This window comes from Microbacterium marinilacus, assembly GCF_019753765.1.
Taxonomy (GTDB): domain Bacteria; phylum Actinomycetota; class Actinomycetes; order Actinomycetales; family Microbacteriaceae; genus Microbacterium; species Microbacterium marinilacus.
In genome coordinates this window covers 1-18,758 of the sequence record NZ_JAIJZW010000012.1, presented here as the reverse complement: position 1 = coordinate 18,758, position 18,758 = coordinate 1, and the positions used below count along the sequence as shown (strand labels likewise).

Below are 18,758 nucleotides of genomic sequence, written 5' to 3'. Positions count from 1 at the left end.
AGCCCGGCGCCCGCGACGGCAGGGCCGAGGCGACACTGCTCGCGCGCCGACGCGACGGGGATAGGCTTCTCGCCGACGACCCCGGGACGGGAGGACGACCGTGTTGGTGCGCGCTGCGGCGGAGCGCTCGGACGAGGCGCCCGCGTCCGAGCGTCTCCCCCGGGTGGTGGTGATCGACCACACCGGTCGGGAGTCGGGGGCGGAGCTGGCTCTGCTCCGCGTCGTGGAGCGACTGCACGGGACGAGGGCCGACGTGCGGGCCCTGCTGTTCAGCGCGGGCCCCTTCGCGGACCGCCTGCGCACCGCCGGCGTCCCGACCGCGGTGCTCCCGCTCGACCCGGCGGTGAACGAGACCGCCCGAGAGCGGCTGCTCTCCCCCCTCGCACTGGCACGATCGCTGGCGCGCACGGCGGCCTTCGTGCCGCGGGTGGCGCGGGCCCTCCGCCGCGCGGACGCGGAGGTCGTCGTGGCGAACTCGCTGAAGGCGGCGGTGATCACGGCCCTCGCCGCGCCCCTCGCGGGACGACGATGGGTGTGGCACCTGCACGACCGCCTGGCCCGCGACTACCTGCCTGCGCCGGTGGTCGTCGCCCTGCAGGCCCTGGCGGCGGTCGGGCCCCGCGCTGTCGTCGTCAACTCCCGCGCCACGCTTCGGACGCTCCCCGCCCGTGCCCGTCGCCGTGCCTCCGTCGCCTACCCGGGGCTCGCGCCGGAGGCCTTCGCGCCCGCACCCAAGCCCGACGGCCCACCCGTGGTCGGCATCATCGGCCGCATCAGCCCCACCAAGGGGCAGCGGGAGTTCCTCGAGGCGGCGGCGGCCGTCCGCCGCACCCATCCTGCGACGCGCTTCCGGGTCGTGGGCGCCGCGGTGTTCGGCGAGGACGACTACGAGGCCGGACTGCACGTCCTGGCGGAGCGGCTCGGGATCGGCGACCGGGTGGAGTTCACCGGCTGGGCCGCCGACCCGGGGCGGCACCTGCGCGAGCTGACCCTGCTCGTCCACGCCTCGCCGGTGCCCGAGCCGTTCGGCCAGGTGGTCGCCGAGGCGGCGGCCGCGGGCGTGCCCGTCGTGGCCACGGTCGCCGGCGGCGTGCCCGAGATCCTGGATCCCGAGGCGTCGGGCGAGCCGTCGCCGGCTCCGGCCGTCCGCGCCACGGCGTACGGCGTGCTGGTGCGCCCCGGCGACGCCGACGCTCTCGCCGACGCCGTCCGACTCGCGCTCGACGACGCCCCCGCACGCGCCGCACGCGCGGAGGCCGCGCGCGCCATGGCCGCGCGGTTCGCCATCGAGCACACGGCCGACGCCGTCTGGAGGGTGTGGTCGTCATAGCGCCGCGTCGCTGAACGCACCGCCGCCCGCCCGCACGGGTATCGCCGGACGGGTATCACGGCAGGGGCACCACGCTCCCTCTTCTCGGCGCGGGTCTTTCCGTGCCCGCCAGAGCCGGAGGTCACGATGACGCGCACGCCGCCCCTCGCGTCGCTGCTGCGCGATCGCGTGCTGCCGGTCGTGGTGGCGGCCGTCGTGCTCGTGCCGAACGTCTGGGTCATCGCTCGCGGAGTCGAGGACTTCCCCTTCACGGTCGCGCCGATGTTCGCCCATTATGTCGACGCCGACACGCGGCTCTACGCGTTCCGGTTCGAGGGCGTGCGCGGCGAGGGCACCGGGCGGGACGGATCAGCACGGGAGAGATCCGAGCCGCTGCCGATCGAGCGCACGGGGCACAGCGAGGTCGAGCTGATGCGCTACTTCGCCTCGTTCGTCTACGCGCCCCTCGACGAGACGGCCCCGTTCCGACAGCTCGACCCGGCCGACGCGGCTCCCGACCGGCTCGCGGAGCGGATGTCCGGGTTCATCGGCGCCCTCGCCGACCGCCTCCGTGCGGGCGGTGAGGCGTACGACCGCGTGGACGTCTACGTCGACGCTGTCGACGGCACGGGCGCGCCGCTCGGCACGGCCCTCGTCGGGCGCTACGACACGGCGACCCGGCAGTACACGCACAGCTACGGCGCCGCCTCGTGAAGCGGCTTCTCCTCGCGCTTGCCCCTGCGGCGCGGCGGGCGCTGCCGCTGCTGTGGCAGGGCCGGCTCAGCTGGCTGCGCATCGCCCTGGTGCTGCCGTTCGGCGAGCGGGCGCACCGAACCATCCGGAGCTGGCAGGACGTCGCCCCGGAGCCTCTGCACGAGGGCTGGCTGCTGAGCCTCCTGCCTTCCGGCGCACAGGACCTGCTGCTCGGCCACCCCGCCGTCGCCGTCGTCCTGGCGCTCGCGATGGTCCTGAGCGTCATCGGGCTCTTCACGCGCCCCGCGCTGCTCGTCGTCGCGGCCTTGGGCACGCTGGCGTTCGCCGTCGAGGCCGGGCAGGGGGTCTTCGACCACGAGGCGTCCCTCGCGGCGCAGGTGCTGATCGTGCTCGTGTTCTGCCCGGGGACCGATGCGGTCTCGGTGGACGGCGCCATCCGACGGTGGCGAGGCGGTCTCGGCGGTCTGCGCGCGTGGCGCGCGACGCCGCACCGGCAGTGGGGCGTCACGGTCATCCTGCTGCTCCTCGCCGTGACGTACACCACGTCCGGCCTCTCGAAGATCCGATTCGGCGGGATGTCATGGCTGAACGGCGAGACGCTGGGGTTCTACCTGCGCGGGCTGACCTCGGGCTCGACGGTGTACGTGATCGGCGGCGGTGCGCCGACGTGGCGCGACGACCTGGGCCTCGAGATGTACACCTATGCCAACGCCGCCTACGGGCGCTATCCGTCCGCCGTCCTGGCCGGCGTCGCCGAGTGGCTCGCGCACACGCCGGCCGCGCTGGCCGTTCTGTCGATCGCGACCGTCGCGCTCGAGCTGGCCGGCTTCCTGCTGCTCGTGCCGAGGCTCCGCAGCGTCTTCCTGATCGCGGCGATCCTGATGCACACCACGATCGGCATGCTCATGGGGCTCGACTTCACGATGTACCGCCTCGTGTGCTTCTTCCTCATCGAGTGGGAGCTGCTGGGCGTCCTCGCCGCGCGCCGGCGGGCGCGCCGCACGAGCACGGACGAGGCGCCGCCCTCGCCCGCCCCCGCCGTCCTTCCCGACGTCCTCCCGCCACCCCTTCCCGCCGACGCAGAGAGGCGACCATGACCACCGAGGCTCCCGTACGGACGCGCGAGACGTGGGCGGACACCGCGAAGGGCATCGCCATCATCCTCGTGGTGCTGCTCCACGCCGAGTTCGACTACCTGGAGGTGCTGCCGAAGTGGCGGTGGGACGAGTACTCGGGCGTCATCGAGACGTTCCGGATGCCGCTGTTCTTCTTCACCGCGGGGCTGTTCGCGCAGCGCGCGCTGGCGAAGGACCTGCGCGGGCTCATCGACAGCCGCCTGCTGCGGCTCGTCTGGGTCTACACGCTCTGGACGGCGGTGGGCCTGCTCGTCGCACAGGCCATCCCGTTCGTCGCGCGCACCGGCCTTCCGCTGTGGGAGTCGCTCCTGCTGCTGCCCGTCTGGCCCAACGCGGCCACGTGGTTCGTGTACGCGATCGTCCTCTACTTCGTGCTCGCGTGGCTGCTGCGGCGCCTCCCGATGCTCGTCCAGCTGCTGCTCGCGGTCGGGGTCACCGTGCTGTTCCACACGGGTCGGCTCCTGCCGCCGATGACGGAGGAGTGGGTGAAGATCGGCGAGTACTTCCTGTTCTTCCTGCTCGCGGTCGCGATCGGCCCGCGGCTGCGCGCCCTGGCGCCGCGCGTGCGCGCGTGGCAGGCGCTCGTCGCGCCGATGGTGTACGCGGGCCTGGTGGCCGCCCTGCGCGTCGCGGGCGCGCCGCAGAACGTCGTCGTGTGGCTCTCGATGAGCCTGCTGGCGGTCCCGGCCGGTTGCGGCCTCGCGATCGCGCTCTCCCAGGCACGCGCGTTCGGCTGGCTCGCGCGGCTCGGGTCCGACACGCTGCGCGTGTACCTCCTGCACTGGTACGTGCTCACCCTCGCCACGTTCCTGCTCGGCCTCGTGCCGGTCTGGCCGTCCGCTCTGGTGCCGCTGCTCGTGCCGGCGCTCGTCGCCGCCGCGTTCGCGGGCAGCCTCGTCGTCCACCGGCTCGTGCGGCACGTGCCGGGGCTGTTCGACCGGCCTTCCTGGTTCCGCCTCCCGCAGCCGCGCCCGGCGCCGCCGGGAGGCGCGCTCCCCCAGGCCGGCGACCTCGGGCGGGCCACCCCGTGAGCGTCGAGGTCGCGACACTCACGGACGCCGTCGAGAGCGCGCATGAGTGGGAGGCCCTGGCCCGCACGGCCGTGGAGCCCAACGCCTTCCTCGACCCCCGTTTCCTGCGCACCTGCGTGGAGCACTGGCCGGAGGCGGCGGAGCTCCGCGTGGCGCTCGCCCGCGACGCGGGGGCGCTCGTCGCCGTGCACGCGTTCACCCGCGCGCGGGTGGAGCTGCAGGGGTTCTCGCCGATGGCCGCGGCGACGTCGGGCGCGCTGATGGACGCGGTCATCCCGCTCCGCCGTCCGCTGCTGAGCGCCGCCGACCCCGCCGCCGCCGCCCGCACGCTGCTGCGCGGGATGCGGCGGCGCGGCACCCCCGGCCTGCTGGCGATGGTCGACGTGCCCGCGGAGGGCGCAGTCGCCGACGCGCTGCGGCAGGCCGCCGGCTCGCTCCGGCTGCCGCGACACACGCTGTCGTCCTTCTCGAGCACGTGGACGCCGCCTCGCAGCGTCGAGGGCGGTGCGGGAGGCCCCGATGTCGGGCCGGCCCCGACGGAGGACCTCGCCGCGATCGTCGCGGCCCAGCCGCACCTCACCACGCCCCGCAGGAAGGACATCCTGCGGCGACTGCGCGGCATGGTGCGAGAGCTCGGCGTCGTATCCATCGTCGATCGCGGCCAGGACGCGGCGGCGATCGAGGACTTCCTCGACCTCGAGGCCGCCGGGTGGAAGGGCGACCCGTCGAGGGACGGCGCCGCCTACCGGGTGCTGGGCAGGGACGACTGGCTGCGCGCCCTCGCCGCCCGGTTCCGGAAGACGGACGAGCTGTCCGTCTTCGAGATCTCGGCGGGCGGGTCCCGCGTGTACATGTCGATCGTGCTGCGCTCCGGGCGGGGTGCGTTCGCGCTGCGGGACGCCTTCGACGAGAGCGCCGCACGGTTCAGCCCCGGCAACCTCGGCAAGGCGGTGCAGACCGAGCTGCTGCTCTCCCGCGAGGGCACGGACTTCTTCGACCCGTGCCTGGGCCGCGCTCAGGGACCCTCGCTCCAGCTGTATCCGCAGCCGAAGCTCTACGAGAGCTACCTGCTCGCGTCGCGCGGCGTCGTGCGCGGCACCGCGCTGCGCGCCTACGCGTGGGCCAGTGGGCGCCGTCGCGCGGCCGCGCCCCGGCCGGAGGCCGTCGCATGAGGACGCGGGCGGTGCGCGTCGCCGATCTGACGGCGCGCGACGTCGAGCGCTGGCGCGCACTGGCGGACCGCGCGCTCGAGCCGAACGTCTATCTCGACCCGCGATGGCTGATCCCGTCTCAGCGGCTGCATCCCGACGCCGGCGACCTGATGGTGCTGCTCGCGGAGGACGACGACGCGCTGAGGGGTCTGCTGGCGTTCACGGTCGAGCCGGCCTGGCGGGGCCTGCCCTTCCGCGCCGTGTCGACCGCCGGACGGTTCCTCGGCACGCACGCCGAGCGGCATCACCCGCTCGTCGATCGGGATGCCGTCGACGCGACCGTGGACGCGCTGCTGTCGGGCGTGGGCGAGCACGGACTGCCGGGGCTGCTCGTGCTGCACAAGTTCGTCGGCGACGGCCCGCTCGCCGATGCGCTGGCGGCGACGCTGTCGCGCCACGGCATGCGCGAAGAGGAGGTGGGACGGCGGGCGTGGGCCTTCGCCCGGGCCGGGTATGCCCCGCCGACGCCGGGAAGGGCCTCCGCCGATCGCGTCGAGGATCGCCAGGGAGTCGAGCTGCCGGCCGAGCTGGCGCTGCCGACGGCCGGCGCGAAGGCGGTCCGCAACCTGCGCCGCTCGATCCGTGGGCTTCAGGCCGCGGTGGACGAGCCGGTCGCCTTGATGGACCGCAGCGACGAGTCCGACCGCGTCGGCGCGTTCCTCGCCCTGCAGTCGGCAGGCTGGAAGGGCGACGCCGCGGCCGGCGGTCTCGCGATGGGGCTCGCCCCGGCGACCGCGGGATGGTTCCGCGCCATCGCCGAGGCGTTCCAGGCCGACGGCGACCTGCGGCTGTTCTCGTTGGAGGCCGGCGACGAGGTGCTGCACATGGCCGTGAACCTGCGCTCCGGGGACGGCGTGTTCGGCTTCATCGACTCGTACGACGAGCGGTTCTCTCGCTTCAGCGTGGGGCACATCGGGCGCGTGCTGGGCCTCGCGCGGATGTCCGCGACCGATGCGGAGAGGTTCTTCGACCCCGACCTCGACCCGTTCTACACCTCGGGCACGGGGCTGTACCCGGACCGCCGGGACCGGGTGGACCTGCTCGTCGGAACGAGCGCCTCGTCGCGCCTGCTGCTGCGCGCTCTGCCTCTCGCGAGGCGCGTGCGCGATCGCGCGCGGCGGGGTGTGCGCGCGTCCGGCTGAGTCGGGTCGACCCGGCCCGGCGCGGCCGGGGACGGGGTGTTCACACTCCGGCTATCGTTGTGTTTCTGGTGTTTGAGGTAAGATCGAGAACATGGACGGGCGATGGATCACGACCGGGGCGGCGGCCGACCTGCTCGGCAGATCTCGCCAGCATGTCGTCGACCTCTGCGACCGCGGAGTGCTGCCGCATGCGAGGGCCGGCACTCATCGACGCGTGGACCGGGAGGCGGTCGAGCGTCTCCTCGAGCCCACGATGACCTACGAGCAGACACGCTCACTCTGGCTGCACCGCGCCGTCGTCGGAAAGCTCGTCCTCGAGCCGGACCGGGTCCTGGAGAAGGCGTCCGAGAACATCGCTCGCTGGCGAGGGCGTCACCGCCCCGACGGCAAGGCCGTGCAGTATCTCGATGAGTGGGAGCAGCTCATCTCCGATGGCGTGGAGGCCGTGGCGAAAGTGTTGGTCGACACCGGAGAGCGCGCTCGAGAACTCCGACAGAACAGTCCCTTCGCGGGTGTGCTCTCGGATCGTCAGCGCACGCAGATCCTGGATTCGTTCCGAGCCGACTGGGACCGACACCGACGGAAGCCCGCCGCATGAATCGTCAGCAGCTCGCACACATCCTGCGATCGGCCTGTCGCATCGCCGATGACGAGGACGTTCTCGTCATCGGGTCGCAGTCGATTCTCGGTTCCTTCGACGAGACCCTCCTGCCCGCGCGGGCGACGGCATCGATCGAAGCCGACATCGCGTTCCTCGACGACCCGGAACGCGCCAAGGCCGACAAGGTCGAAGGGGCCATCGGCGAGATGTCATCGTTCCATGCGAACAACGGCTACTACGCGGAAGGCATCCACATCGAGACCGCGATCCTGCCGGAGGGATGGCGGGACCGACTCGTTCACTGGGACCTTCAGTCCTCGCGTCCTGCCGAGCCCCGGTTTCTGGAGCCGCACGACCTGGCGGTGTCCAAGCTGATCGCTGCCAGAGACAAGGACCGGGAGTTCGTCGGCGCACTCATCGAGGCGAAGCTGGTCAGCGTTCCCACCCTGATCGACCGCACGAAGCTCATCCCCGACGAACACGCACTCCGACGCGAGCGCTCGCTGCAGCATCTGCAGCGGTACGCGGACTGAACCACAGGTTCGCGCGGGCGGAGCCATTCGATGAGGGCTCTCGGCGCGGCGCCCCTCAGCGCGTCGACGGCAGCGCCGCCGCGGGCGCCAGCTGGACGACACCGTCCACGCGGGCGCGCCGGTAGCCGGCGCGGTACGCGAGCGCGGCCAGGTGCACGGTGGCCCGCGCCGGCGCGCGGAGGATCGCCGCGACGCCGCCCGGCAGCCGCCGCAGCCGCGCTCGGCCCCGTCCGCCCGCCGCGCGCAGCTCGGGGTCGGTCGCCGGGTCGGGCGCCGCCTCGCGTTCCAGCGCCTCACGGATCGCCGCATACCGGTGCGAGAGCACCCGCGCTCCGGCGCCCTTCGCGTATGCCTGGCGCAGCGCAGCGCCGAGGCCCGCGCGCTTGCGCACGTGCACGATCGCCGCCGGCGCCTCGACGAGGGCGTGCCCCGCCAGTTGCACCCGCCACGAGAAGTCGATGTCCTCCGCGGCGAAGAGCAGCTCGTCGAACCCGCCGACCGCGGCGAACGCGTCGGCGCGGATCGCCATGTTGCCCGATCCTCCGGCGCGCAGCTGAGGCAGGGCGGGGTTCACGAACGTCGGCCGGTCCCACCCGAAGTCCCAGTCCCGCCCTCCGTTGAGCCGTGCGTGCTCCACCGCTCCCGCGGCGAACGCGGCGCCCCGCAGCGCCTCGTCGAACGCACGCACCCAGCCCGGGCTCACGACGTCGTCCGCGTCGCAGAACAGCAGCACGGGCGCGCGCGCCGCCGCGGCGCCGATGTTGCGCGCCGCCGACGCGCCGCGCCGGCCGGACGCGTCGACGAGTCGGAGCCACGGCCACGTCAGCGCGGCCGCCCGCACGAGCTCTGCCGTGCCGTCGGTGGAGCCGTTGTCGCACACGAGCACCTCGAACGGCACCTCCGCATCCTGACCCGCGAGGGCCGCCAGCTGCTCGCCCAGCGTGGCCTCGGCGTCGTACGCCGGGATCACCACGCTCATCGCCGGCGTCGCCGGCCCCATGCTCACCGCCGGCGTCACTCGCGCACCATCCTGTCGCGCAGAGCGCTGCGCACGTGCCGGTGGGCGGCGAGCAGCGCGCTCGCCCCGACCGTCGTGAAGCCCCTCTGCATCAGCCCGACGAGGATCTCGTCCAGCACCTCCGCCTTGTCGAACGCCGGCAGGCGCTCGCCCGGATCGAGGGTGTGCGGGTCGGCGCGGTGGTCGTGCAGCAGCAGGATCGCGCCGGTGAAGACCTCCTCCAGCGCCCGCCGCGCCACGGCGGCGCCTTCGGCGTCGACCCAGTCCCAGGCGTGCCCGGACCAGATCATCAGCTCCATCCCCATCCGACGGACGCCGAGCGCCTGGCCCCAGGTGTGCTTGCCGTAGGGCGGCCGGAAGACCCGCACCGGCACGCCGGCGACGTCCTCGACACGGGCGCGCGCGTCTCGGATGCGCCGCAGCGCCTCGTCGTCCGGCAGCGTCGTGAGCGCCGTGTGGTCGGCGCCGTGCAGGGCGATCTCGTGCCCGTCGGCGACGATCCGCCGCGCGATCCCCGGATGGGCCGCCACCTGGTCGGCGAGGACGAAGAAGGTCGCGGTCGCCCCGCGCTCGGCCAGCACGTCGAGGATGCCGGGTGTGTGCTCGGGGTGCGGCCCGTCGTCGTAGGTGAGCGCGACGACCGGCTCGGTCGTCTCCACGCAGAACACCCCGAACGACGCGGTGAGGAACGGGGGCAGCGGCGCCACGGCACGGGCGGCGAACTCGCCACCGCGCGGCGCGGGCTGCCGCCAGATGTCGCGCGAGCGCACGAGGAGGGGCGCGGCCGTCACGGCGACACCGCTCCCGCATGAGCCGGGCCGATCGGCTCGAGCTTCCTCTCCGGAGCCTTCCCGGCGCTCCCCAGCCGGCGCGAGAGCCCGTCGACCAGGCCCCCGGGCGCATGGCCGAGCGCCCACCACAGCTCGCCGGCCGCCCGCGCGGGTCGCCCGTCCCGCACCAGCGCGCGGGCTCGGCGCCCCGCGGCCCACCACGCGAAACGGGCGTTCGCACGCAGGCTCTCGCCGAGCGCGGCGACCAGGTCGACGTCGCCCGCCGCGGAGGCGGCCGCCTGGTGCAGGCGCAGCACCTCCTCGATGCCGCGGGCGAGCTCTCTGTGCCGGCGCGTGGTGTTGGTGCTCGTCGCCCGGTAGTCGACGAGCTGCTCGGGCACGAACCGGAACGTCCCGCGCTCGGCCAGCCTCAGCACCAGGTCGAGGTCCTCCGCGAGGCGCAGGCGCGAGTGGAAGCCGCCGACCGCGTCGAGCGCCGTGCGGCGGATCAGGAGGTTGGGCAGGATGATCCCCGTGAGCCGGCGGGCGACGTCGAGTCGCGAGGCCACGGCGACCTGGTCCGCGGGCGCGAGTTCCTGGACGCCCGCCTCGTCGACGGTCCGCATCCCGCAGTAGCTCGCCACGGCCCCAGGGTCGCTCGCGAGCGCCGCGGCCTGCAGGCGCAGCCGCTCGGGCGCCCAGCGATCGTCGTCGTCGAGGAATGCCACGTACTCCCCCGACGCCTGCGTGACCCCGACGTTGCGCGCGACGCTGACGCCGGAAGGCGGGAGCCGCACGATCCGTGCGCCGGCGGAGGCGGCCACCTCGGCGACCGCGGCGGCGTCGGGCGATCCGTCGTCGACGACGATGATCTCGACCGGCACCAGGGTCTGCCTGCACGCTGACTCGAGCGCCTCCGCCAGGTGGGGGCTCGTGCGGTTGGTGGCGACGACCACGCTCACCCGCGGCGCGCTCACGCTCGACCGCCGTCGGCGGCGCCGGCGGCGCGCGGAACACGAGGCCGGTACGTCGCCTCGACCGCCACCGGCCCGCGTCGGAACAGCAGGCCCCGATCGCGGGCGGCGCCCCGACGCGCTCCCCGCAGCAGCACCCGTCGGGGCAGGCTTCCCACGACCACCGCCCATCGCGCGGCCCGCCAGCCCCACACGCCGTAGTGCTTGCGCAGGAACCGTTCCTGTCCGGCCTGCAGGAAGACCTCTCGGCGCACCGGGTCGGTGCTCGTGCCCGCCCCGACGTGGGTGGCCGTCACGTCGTGGCGCACCACGTTGCGCCATCCGGCCTGGTGCGCGCGGTACTGCCAGTCGGCCTCCTCCGCGTAGAGGAAGAAGCCCTCGTCGAAGCCGCCGACGCTCGCGAGCGCCTCGGCGTTCATCAGCAGGACCGATCCGATGACGTACCGCGGACGCTCGCGCAGGAACCGCTCGAGCCGCACCATGCGCGCGACGTACTCGAGGGGGTGCGGGTACGGCCAGCTCACCTGCGCGCGCTGTCCGTCCGCGTCGAACTGCGCCGGCCCGACCGTCGCGATGCGGGCCTCGGCGTGCATCGCCGCCTGGAGCGCCCGGATCGCGTCGGGGTCGACGACGGCGTCGGGGTTGAGCAGCAGCACGTCGGCCCCGGGCGTCCGGCGCCGGGCGAGCGCGTGGTTCACACCGGCGCCGAAGCCGAGGTTCGCCCCCGGATCCCAGTACGCCGCCCCGACCTCGCGGGCGACGGCGGCGACCTCGGGCGAGGAGGAGTTGTCGACCACCGTCACCGCGAAGCCCGCGAGCGGCGCGAGCGTCTCCCGCAGGAGGGCGGGCGCGCCGTAGGCCACGACGACGATCTCGGGCAGCGCGCGCACTCCGGTCTCCTTACGCGGCAACGGGGATCTCGGCCGTGTCGCCCGTCGCGACGGGCGCGGGCACTGGCGAAGGCGTGGGCACGGGGGCCGCGAGGGGCGCGGCGGGCGCCGACAGAGGCGTGCGGCCGGCGACGTCCGCCACGACCGTGCGCAGCCTGTCGATAAAGCTCTCCTCGCTGAACGAGTCGGCGTGCGCCGCGATCGTGGCGGCGTCCCACGCCGTCGCGCGAGCACGTTCGATCGCGCGGGCGATCGGCTCCGCCTCCGGGGTGTCGAAGAACACGCCGCTGACGCCCTCGCGCACCGTGTCGAGGAATCCGCCGTCGCGCAGCGCGATCGCCGGACGCCCGAACGCCCCGGCCTCCAGCGGCGCCAGGCCGTAGTCCTCGTAGGACGCGGCGACGAGGGCGGACGCGTGACGGTAGAGCCAGCGGAGGCGCGCATCCGTCACCGTGCCCGCGAAGCGCACGCGCGGTCCCGCCATCGACTGCAGCCGGTCCCGGTCGGGGCCCGCCCCCACCACGACCACGTCGACGTCGCCCAGCAGCCCGGCCGCGCGCACCACGGCGTCCACGTTCTTGTACGGCAGCAGGCGCGCGACCACGAGCAGGAACCCCGGCTCGATCGTCGGATCCGGGTCCTCCTCGCCGGCGGGACGGCACGCGGCAGGCGGGGGGACGACCTCGGCCTCGATGCCGTAGACGTCCCGCACCGCACGCTGGATGACGGTGGAGTTCACGAGATAGCGATCGGCCGACCGGGCCGCCTCCCGATCCCAGCGCCGCAGTCCGTATCCGAGGGTGGCGACGGCGGCGCGCGTCGCGGCGCCGCGCATCGAGCCCCCGCTCGCGTAGCGCTGGGTCTGATAGAGCCAGCGGGCGGGCGCGTGGCAGTACACGACCTTCCGCCCAGAGCTCCGCATGCCGTGGGCCCAGCCGCTGGAGCTGACGAGCAGCACGTCGGCGTCGACCCGGATGGCGTCGACGTCGTGCGCGAGCAGCGGCAGCGCGAGGCGGTGCGAGCGCCGCAGCGGCGACAGGCGGTTCAGGCTGCTGGGTCGCACGTCGAGCGCCCCGAACTCCGGAAAGGTCTGCGAGGGCTCGTACAGGGTCGTGTAGAGCGGCGCCCCGGGAAAGGCCCGCCCCATGGACAGCGCCACGCGCTCGGCGCCGCCGCGCTGGGTGAGGTAGTCGTGTGCGAGCGCCACCACCGGCTCGCCCCGCGCGACCCGCCGATCGGCGCTGTGCCTCTCGACGCCGTACCGTTCAGCACTGTGCCGTTCAGCGCTGTGCCGTTCAGCGCTGTGCCGCAGCACCCGTCCGCCCATGACCGCCTCTTTTCCCGGGCCTGCCTCCGTGCAGTCCCGGTCGTGAGGAGCAGCGTCAGCCGACCGTGATACGTCGGGTCGACGACGGATTCTGCCGGGGCACGGCTTCCCACAACACGGCGCCGACGGCGCCCGTCGTCGCGAGCGTCAGGCCGAGCACGAGCGGCCCTGCGATGTCCGATCCCGCGCGCGACATCGCGACCAGCAGCATCGCCGCGGACATGCCCGCCGAGACGAGTGCGAGCACTCCCGGTCCGAGATCCCGGTGACCGGCCGTGGCGGCGGGCTCGTGGGAGCACAGCAGCGCGGCGACGGCGCCCACCAGCAGCGCGCCGCCGACGACGTCGCTGCCGCGGTGGGCGAAGGCCGCCACCGACGCGATCGCGGTGAACACGGACAGGGCTGCCCCGCCGAGCGTCACGAGGCGGAGCGCGCGCCGCGGCAGCAGCCAGGTGAGCGCGACGACCGCGGCGAGCGCCAGCGCGGTGTGCCCGCTCGGGAAGGAGCCTGCCGGCTCGCCGCCGATGCCTTCCCCGCCGATGCCGGCGCCTGCGAGCACGAGCATCCGCTTCAGCACGGCGCTCAGCACGTACACGCCGCCCAGGAGCGCCGCCGCGGCGAGCACCTGCCTCACCCGGCGCCGCGTCAGCGCGACGACCGCCGCCGCGACCACGGCGAGCAGCAGCGCAAGCGGTACCGCCTCTCTCAGCTGGAACAGCGGGAGCGCGCCCTGGTCGCGCGCCCACGAGAACGCGTCGATGCTGGCGTCGTCGATCTCGCGACCGGCGCGGGTCGAGGCGAAGCACACGTGGACCGCGAGCAGTGCGGCGGCGAACATCGCCGCCCGCGCGAGCCGACCGCCTACGGCCGCGCCCGCCGAGCCGGCCGGGTCGCCGGTCGTGGTCACGCGCGCCGCCCGTCCCTCACGGCGCCGGGGGCGCGCGACGGGGTGAGGGCGCGGCGACGCTCGGCTTCGTTGACGCGCGCCGCCGCGCGGCTTCGACGCCTCGTGCTGTCGCCATGACCTGATGGAGCGTCGCACCATCTGTCTGATACACGCGCCGCGCGAGGCTCTCGATTCTCCAGAACCGTAGCGCGGTCTTCCGCTCACACGTGCGCGAAAAGCACCGTGGCTCTGCTGTGACGAGTGCATGCGTCCAGTACGCGTTGACGGGTGGCTCCGTCGAGCGTCGCGATCGACTCGTCGAGGATGAGAAGATCGGGCTCTCTCAACAGCGCTGAGGCGAGCGATATCCGTGTGCGCTCGCCCGTAGACAGCCGCCATCCCCCTTCACCGATGGGTTGCGCGAGTCCCGCGGGCATTCCGCGCAGCAGTTCGTCGAGCCCGAGCTCATCCAGGAGAGCACCGACTCTCGTCTGCACAGAAGGCCCGGGTGGCCACTCCACGCCAGCGGCGACGTTGAACAGCAGGCTGTTCGCGAACATGTGGTCATCGTCCGCTTGCGGTACTCGAGCGACGACGATGCCGTCGCGGCGCCATACGGCGCCCGAAGTCGGGGCTCGCTCCCCAGAAAGCACCTCGCCGAATGTCGTCTTTCCGAAGCCCGACGGCGCGCCGATGATCAGCCGGTCGCCGTCACGCACGGTGAGGCTCACCGGGTCGGTCAACCCTTCGCCGGGCGAATAGGTGGCCGTGATGTCAGACGCGCGGAGAAGGACCCCTTCTCCGCCGGCATCAGCGGGGCGATGCCGGCGCGTGCCGAGTCGCCCCTCCCCGGAAGGCAGCGCGTCAGCGGATGACGTCACACCACCGAGCTGTCTGAGCTCTGCCACCCCTCGGGAGGCATCGATCGCGGAGACGGCGTCGTTACTCACTTGCGCCAGGCGCTCGAGGCCTGATGCGGAGAGGAGGACAGCTCCGAGGCCGATCGCGGTCGAGGCTTCGCTCGATGTGCCAGCCGCGATGAACACCGAGAGGAACATGGCCAGCAGCGTCAAACCGGGAAGTACGGTGATGCACACTGCGATCAGGTCCATGCGACGAGCAAGCTGCCCATACTCTCTGAGGCGGGCCGTGATCTGATCGGTGCTCGCGTGCGCTCGTTCGAAGACTTGCGCGGTTTCCAAACCGAGCACTCCTTCGGTCGTCTCCGTGGTCACGCCTAGTCGGGACAACCGCCACCGGGCTCGCGCGCGAGCCAACGCCATGGCAAGGACGACCAGACACACAATCGCCGTCGCCAGGCAGACCACCATGGTGGCAGGGAGCTGGAAGACCGCGATGACGACGAACGCCGCCACCGATTCGACCGCGCCGAGGATCACGCCCGTGCTTGTACGGGCAAAGAAGTCGCCCACGGACTCGACATCGAGCGCCTTCATCAACGCCGCGCCCGGTCCCACCGATCGCACATGATCAGGCGGCGCCGACACGGCCGCCGTCAGCGCACGGCGCCGATACAGGGTCCCGAGGGTCGCACCGTAGGTTCCGGCGGCGAAGCCGGCCGTCGCTCGCAGCACGACGAACAAGGCCATGAGCAACGCGAAGACCGGCCATGCGACCGCGCGTTCCGCGAGCAGGTCCGTGCCGACTTGGCCGAGAGCCGAGGCGAGGACGACGACTGCGGTCGCCTCCAGGCCTATAGAGGCGACAAGCAGTCCCGAAGGTCTCATCGACGGGCGCACGGTCACGCCTGCGGCTGGTTGACGCCATCGCGCAAAGGGGACAATGCACTCTCCTGACGCAGCATCAGATCGACGCGGCTCCAACCGCTCATCGGCTTCTCGGCCGCCTCGAGGAGGAAACGGAACCGACTGTCGTCCTTCGCGAGAAGGGCAGCCGGCGAGTCGAACTCGACCACCCGCCCGTGGTCCATCACCATGACGAGATCGAAGGATGTGGCGTCGGCGACCTCGTGAAGCGCGCAAAGGACCGTCGAATCGGACCAGATCTCACGAGCGGCTCGCAAGACCGTGGTGCGCTGATCGCGAGGCAGGCCGCGCATGGCCTCGTCAAGCACGACGAGACCGGCGCGGGGACGCCCGAGCGCCCGCGCCAAGCGGACTCGCTGCGCTTCCCCGTCCGACAGCAGCGCACCGCCTTCACCGGTCTGACGGTTCGCGAGCCCGACGGGATCCTTCGCTCCGGCCGCCGACAGGCGGGAACCCACAGTCGGCGCGAGCTTCGAGGAACCGAACTCCACGTTGGTCCGCACGCTGCCGTTCCAGAGCCACGCTGTCGGACCGGCCCAGGCCGTTCCACCGAGTGCTGAGCGATGACGAGCGACGGAGCCCCCGGTCAGCTCGGTCGCTCCCGTCACCACCGAGAGAAGAGTCGATTTGCCCGAGCCCGACTGTCCGACCACCGCAACATGCGCGCGACCCGGTATCTCGACATCGACGTCGTTCAAGACGCCGACGGATCCGATGACGACAGAAGCTTTGCGCAGAGCTACGGCCACCGCGGAATCGTCGAGTGCCTCCAGAGGCTTTCTGCCGACCGATGCCGCATTGAGCGGGCCACTTTGACGCAGAAGCGTCGAACGCACATTGGGCATCGTCTGCAGAGTCTGCACAAAGCTCGCACCGGCATCCACGATCAGCACGCCGAGTATCGCGACGGCCAGTGCGATCTCCGCCCCGTACTGGACGGCGATGGACAGGCACCATGTGAGCAAGACCGCCCCGGAGACGCCGCTTGCAAGCTTCGACATAGCGGTGAGAGCGGCCAGGCGCCGGAGCGCGCGTTCCCAGCTGAGCGCGAGGGCGTCGTGCTCGGCCACGATCGCAGCGGTGAGCCCCCTCTGGCGGATGGATTGTGCACCGAGCAGGACATCGGAGACCGGCCTCGCCAGACAGCCGCTGAGCGTGTGGGCACGCGCATCCGCCTCGATGATCGAGCGGAGGAAGGCCCAGGGTATCCCGATGGCGACGACGAGAAGAAGCACGACAACTCCCGCGGCTTGCGGCGCCAAGGCGAGAACGGTGATCGTGGCCGCGGCTGCGGTTCCGGCAGCGGTCAGCAACCGTGCAGCAGCGAGTGGAAACTCCCGTAGCCGATGTGTGGCATGGGCGCGGAACACGATGTCGGAGACCGGACGTGTCCGGATGAACGACGTCGGCAACGAGCGCGGCGCACTCAACCAGGAACGACGAACGTGATCGTCGAGCTCCCGTCCGAGCTTCTGGGCGGCCACGGTCGAAAGACCTCGTGCGGTCACGAGACAGAGAATGGTCGCGAGCACCCAGCCGACCTCGACGCTCGCCGCGCTCAGCAAGGATCTGAATTGGACGACCTGCAGCGCCTGCGCGATCGCTGCCGCGACAGCCGTCACCGCGAGCACAGGCGGAAGCCAGGCGACCCGCGCGACTGCATCGCGCACCGTTTTCAACGGGTCGGGTTCGACGGCCTCCAATTCTGCCCGCGCATTCGGTGTCGCTCGGTCCGGGTCCCAAGACGTGGCGCTGAGGATAACCGCTCCTCTAAGCCTGACCGATTCCGGTTGCTGCTCTTGTTCGGGGACGACGCACGACCACAGGTCGGGGTCGAGGTGCGCCCCGCGACTGACGACATGCGACTGGAGCCGACGGAACACCGACACGGCGTTCCGTCGCCAGAGACGCCGCTGATGCTCCTCGAGACGGAGCGCAGCGTCGAACGCGCCGAGGCCACGAGGCCCTGGATCCTGAGCCGCCAGGTCCAGCAGACTGACCGCACGATCACGGGACGTCCCCACCGCGACTGCCCGGCGGATCAGGCCCTCGCTGAACTCTGGCCCGAGGGCCCACTCCCGCCATGCTTGGCTCGGAACCTCGAGCTCATGAACATAGAGCTCCGACTTCCACGAGGAGTGAGGCTGCTTCTTTCGACCCGTCGCCGGGTCCATCAACGCCATACTCCTGGCGCCCCTTTTCCAGGCCACCACGAAGTGCGCGAACCCGTCCGGGAGCCGCGACACGACGATTCCTGGAAGATACGCCTCCGGAACCGCGAGAATCTGCTCAGCGGGAACGACCATCTGCACCGCGTCCAGGCCCGCAGAGACGGCTACCGATTCGATGCTGTCGATGGAGGTGCCGTCGACGCCCGTGTTGCACATCGTGCGTAGCTTCTCGTACGGCGCCGGCGAGCCGTGCCCGCGCAACAATGACGTAAGCGCCGCCGGACCGCAGTCCAGCCACGAGGTCTGGATCACCTCAGGCGCGCTCCGCTTCTTCCTCGTCAACGCCACTCCCTATCAGTAGCCTCGCGGGCGGTCGGCGATGACGCTGACCACCCGCGAGGCTGTCTCTTGACGCGTGCGTTGGGCCGCTCAGTCAAAACCGCGAGCTTCCACATCAGGCGCCTTCGCATAAGTCAGTTGGTCCGGAGGAAGGGCCCGGCCTTCACATCGGTCTTCGCGGGCATCGCACTCACCTCCGTCCACGCGCCACTACAGCAATCGCACCCCGCGGGCGCGAAAAGGTCAGTTGGTCTGCGTGAAGGGGCCTGCCTTCACATCAGTCTTCGCGGGCATCGCACTCACCTCCGTCCACGCTCCACTACAGCAATCGCACCCCGCGGGCGCGAAAAGGTCAGTTGGTCCGCGTGAAGGGGCCAGCCTTCACATCAGTCTTCGCGGGCATCACACTCACCTCCTTTCACAGTGCCTGTCGTAAGCGAAAGATGTCGTCGCATCAGGTCAGTTTCCTCGGGTGAAGGGACCAGCCTTGACATCGGTCTTCGCGGGCATGACACACCTCCCTCGTTAATGCGCGCCCGTATTACTCGCGCCCCCGGCGCCGTTCTTTGGAACGACGCACGCAAGTTCTAGCTGGTCCGGACAAAAGGACCAGCCTTCACATCAGTCTTCGCGGGCATCAGCACACCTCCCTCCAACGAGTGTTCGAGAACCATCATGAGACTGAGGGGAGACCGTCCGGTCCCGCCCCTGCTGCATCAGTTGGTCTTGGTGAAGGGACCAGCCTTCACGTCCGTCTTCGCGGGCATTAGCACACCTCCCTTCGACGAGTTCGGAGCGTGACCCGGTTTCCCGGACGGTTTCTCTGTGTTGATCATGCCGCGGTTGCGGCGGGGATGTGAAGTCGTTCGAACTCCACGGGGCTGAGGTTGCCGAGCGCGGTGTGCCGGCGGGTCGGGTT

16 protein-coding genes are annotated in these 18,758 nt (G+C 72.1%); 8 read left to right on the top strand and 8 right to left on the bottom strand.

Features of this window, described 5'->3' with window-relative positions; all coding sequences use genetic code 11:
- Positions 1–100: 100 nt before the first annotated feature.
- The 8 genes from K5S26_RS16080 to K5S26_RS16045 all read left to right on the top strand — a co-directional run bounded on the left by K5S26_RS16080 (position 101) and on the right by K5S26_RS16045 (position 7,677).
- Complete coding sequence (locus tag K5S26_RS16080; protein WP_221860068.1) at positions 101–1,330, top strand: glycosyltransferase; 1,230 nt, start codon at positions 101–103, stop codon at positions 1,328–1,330.
- 126 nt (positions 1,331–1,456) lie between these two features.
- Entirely contained in the window at positions 1,457–2,023 is a 567-nt protein-coding gene (locus tag K5S26_RS16075) for a hypothetical protein (RefSeq protein WP_221860066.1), read from the top strand.
- On the top strand, positions 2,020–3,120 hold the full coding sequence (locus K5S26_RS16070; protein ID WP_221860065.1) for an HTTM domain-containing protein: 1,101 nt from the start codon (positions 2,020–2,022) through the stop codon (positions 3,118–3,120). The genes K5S26_RS16075 and K5S26_RS16070 overlap by 4 nt, the downstream gene beginning before the upstream one ends.
- Entirely contained in the window at positions 3,117–4,190 is a 1,074-nt protein-coding gene (locus K5S26_RS16065; protein WP_221860063.1) for an acyltransferase family protein, read from the top strand. The genes K5S26_RS16070 and K5S26_RS16065 overlap by 4 nt, the downstream gene beginning before the upstream one ends.
- Positions 4,187–5,362 carry a GNAT family N-acetyltransferase gene (locus K5S26_RS18830; protein ID WP_221860060.1) on the top strand — a complete coding sequence of 392 codons (1,176 nt, stop codon included), beginning with the start codon at positions 4,187–4,189 and terminating at the stop codon, positions 5,360–5,362. The genes K5S26_RS16065 and K5S26_RS18830 overlap by 4 nt, the downstream gene beginning before the upstream one ends.
- The gene (locus tag K5S26_RS16055) at positions 5,359–6,543 is read left to right on the top strand and encodes a GNAT family N-acetyltransferase (protein WP_221860058.1); all 1,185 of its coding nucleotides are present in this window, start codon (positions 5,359–5,361) and stop codon (positions 6,541–6,543) included. The genes K5S26_RS18830 and K5S26_RS16055 overlap by 4 nt, the downstream gene beginning before the upstream one ends.
- Before the next feature lie 91 nt (positions 6,544–6,634).
- Positions 6,635–7,141: a helix-turn-helix domain-containing protein gene (locus tag K5S26_RS16050; RefSeq protein ID WP_221860056.1), complete on the top strand. Its 507-nt coding sequence runs from the start codon at positions 6,635–6,637 to the stop codon at positions 7,139–7,141.
- Entirely contained in the window at positions 7,138–7,677 is a 540-nt protein-coding gene (locus K5S26_RS16045) for a DUF6036 family nucleotidyltransferase (protein WP_221860054.1), read from the top strand. The genes K5S26_RS16050 and K5S26_RS16045 overlap by 4 nt, the downstream gene beginning before the upstream one ends.
- 55 nt (positions 7,678–7,732) lie before the next feature.
- Here K5S26_RS16045 and K5S26_RS16040 read toward each other — a convergent pair whose 3' ends face one another.
- The 8 genes from K5S26_RS16040 to K5S26_RS16005 all read right to left on the bottom strand — a co-directional run bounded on the left by K5S26_RS16040 (position 7,733) and on the right by K5S26_RS16005 (position 17,842).
- Positions 7,733–8,695: a glycosyltransferase family 2 protein gene (locus K5S26_RS16040; RefSeq protein ID WP_221860051.1), complete on the bottom strand. Its 963-nt coding sequence runs from the start codon at positions 8,693–8,695 to the stop codon at positions 7,733–7,735.
- The gene (locus K5S26_RS16035; protein ID WP_221860049.1) at positions 8,692–9,486 is read right to left on the bottom strand and encodes a polysaccharide deacetylase family protein; all 795 of its coding nucleotides are present in this window, start codon (positions 9,484–9,486) and stop codon (positions 8,692–8,694) included. Before K5S26_RS16035 ends, K5S26_RS16040 begins: the two co-directional genes overlap by 4 nt.
- Positions 9,483–10,442, bottom strand: coding sequence for a glycosyltransferase family 2 protein (locus tag K5S26_RS16030; protein ID WP_221860047.1), 960 nt, complete (start codon positions 10,440–10,442; stop codon positions 9,483–9,485). The genes K5S26_RS16035 and K5S26_RS16030 overlap by 4 nt, the downstream gene beginning before the upstream one ends.
- Positions 10,439–11,329 carry a glycosyltransferase gene (locus K5S26_RS16025; protein ID WP_221860046.1) on the bottom strand — a complete coding sequence of 297 codons (891 nt, stop codon included), beginning with the start codon at positions 11,327–11,329 and terminating at the stop codon, positions 10,439–10,441. Before K5S26_RS16025 ends, K5S26_RS16030 begins: the two co-directional genes overlap by 4 nt.
- A gap of 10 nt (positions 11,330–11,339) precedes the next feature.
- Positions 11,340–12,656 (bottom strand): glycosyltransferase, encoded by a 1,317-nt coding sequence (locus K5S26_RS16020; protein WP_221860044.1) that lies wholly within the window; start codon positions 12,654–12,656, stop codon positions 11,340–11,342.
- A 55-nt stretch (positions 12,657–12,711) separates the two neighbouring features.
- Positions 12,712–13,563, bottom strand: a complete 852-nt coding sequence (locus K5S26_RS19235; protein WP_221860042.1) for a phosphatase PAP2 family protein — start codon at positions 13,561–13,563, stop codon at positions 12,712–12,714.
- Positions 13,564–13,763: 200 nt separating this feature from the next.
- The gene (locus K5S26_RS19230) at positions 13,764–15,308 is read right to left on the bottom strand and encodes an ATP-binding cassette domain-containing protein (protein WP_221860040.1); all 1,545 of its coding nucleotides are present in this window, start codon (positions 15,306–15,308) and stop codon (positions 13,764–13,766) included.
- Positions 15,305–17,842 carry a cysteine peptidase family C39 domain-containing protein gene (locus K5S26_RS16005; protein WP_221860038.1) on the bottom strand — a complete coding sequence of 846 codons (2,538 nt, stop codon included), beginning with the start codon at positions 17,840–17,842 and terminating at the stop codon, positions 15,305–15,307. Before K5S26_RS16005 ends, K5S26_RS19230 begins: the two co-directional genes overlap by 4 nt.
- Between the last annotated feature and the right edge of the window lie 916 nt (positions 17,843–18,758).

Bases quoted from the DNA above. Each gene is read 5' to 3' on its own strand.
- K5S26_RS16055 (WP_221860058.1), top strand. From the start codon at position 5,359: ATGAGGACGCGGGCGGTGCGCGTCGCCGATCTGACGGCGCGCGACGTC.
- K5S26_RS16050 (WP_221860056.1), top strand. From the start codon at position 6,635: ATGGACGGGCGATGGATCACGACCGGGGCGGCGGCCGACCTGCTCGGC.
- K5S26_RS16075 (WP_221860066.1), top strand. From the start codon at position 1,457: ATGACGCGCACGCCGCCCCTCGCGTCGCTGCTGCGCGATCGCGTGCTG.
- K5S26_RS16065 (WP_221860063.1), top strand. From the start codon at position 3,117: ATGACCACCGAGGCTCCCGTACGGACGCGCGAGACGTGGGCGGACACC.
- K5S26_RS16045 (WP_221860054.1), top strand. From the start codon at position 7,138: ATGAATCGTCAGCAGCTCGCACACATCCTGCGATCGGCCTGTCGCATC.
- K5S26_RS16020 (WP_221860044.1), bottom strand. From the start codon at position 12,656: ATGGGCGGACGGGTGCTGCGGCACAGCGCTGAACGGCACAGCGCTGAA.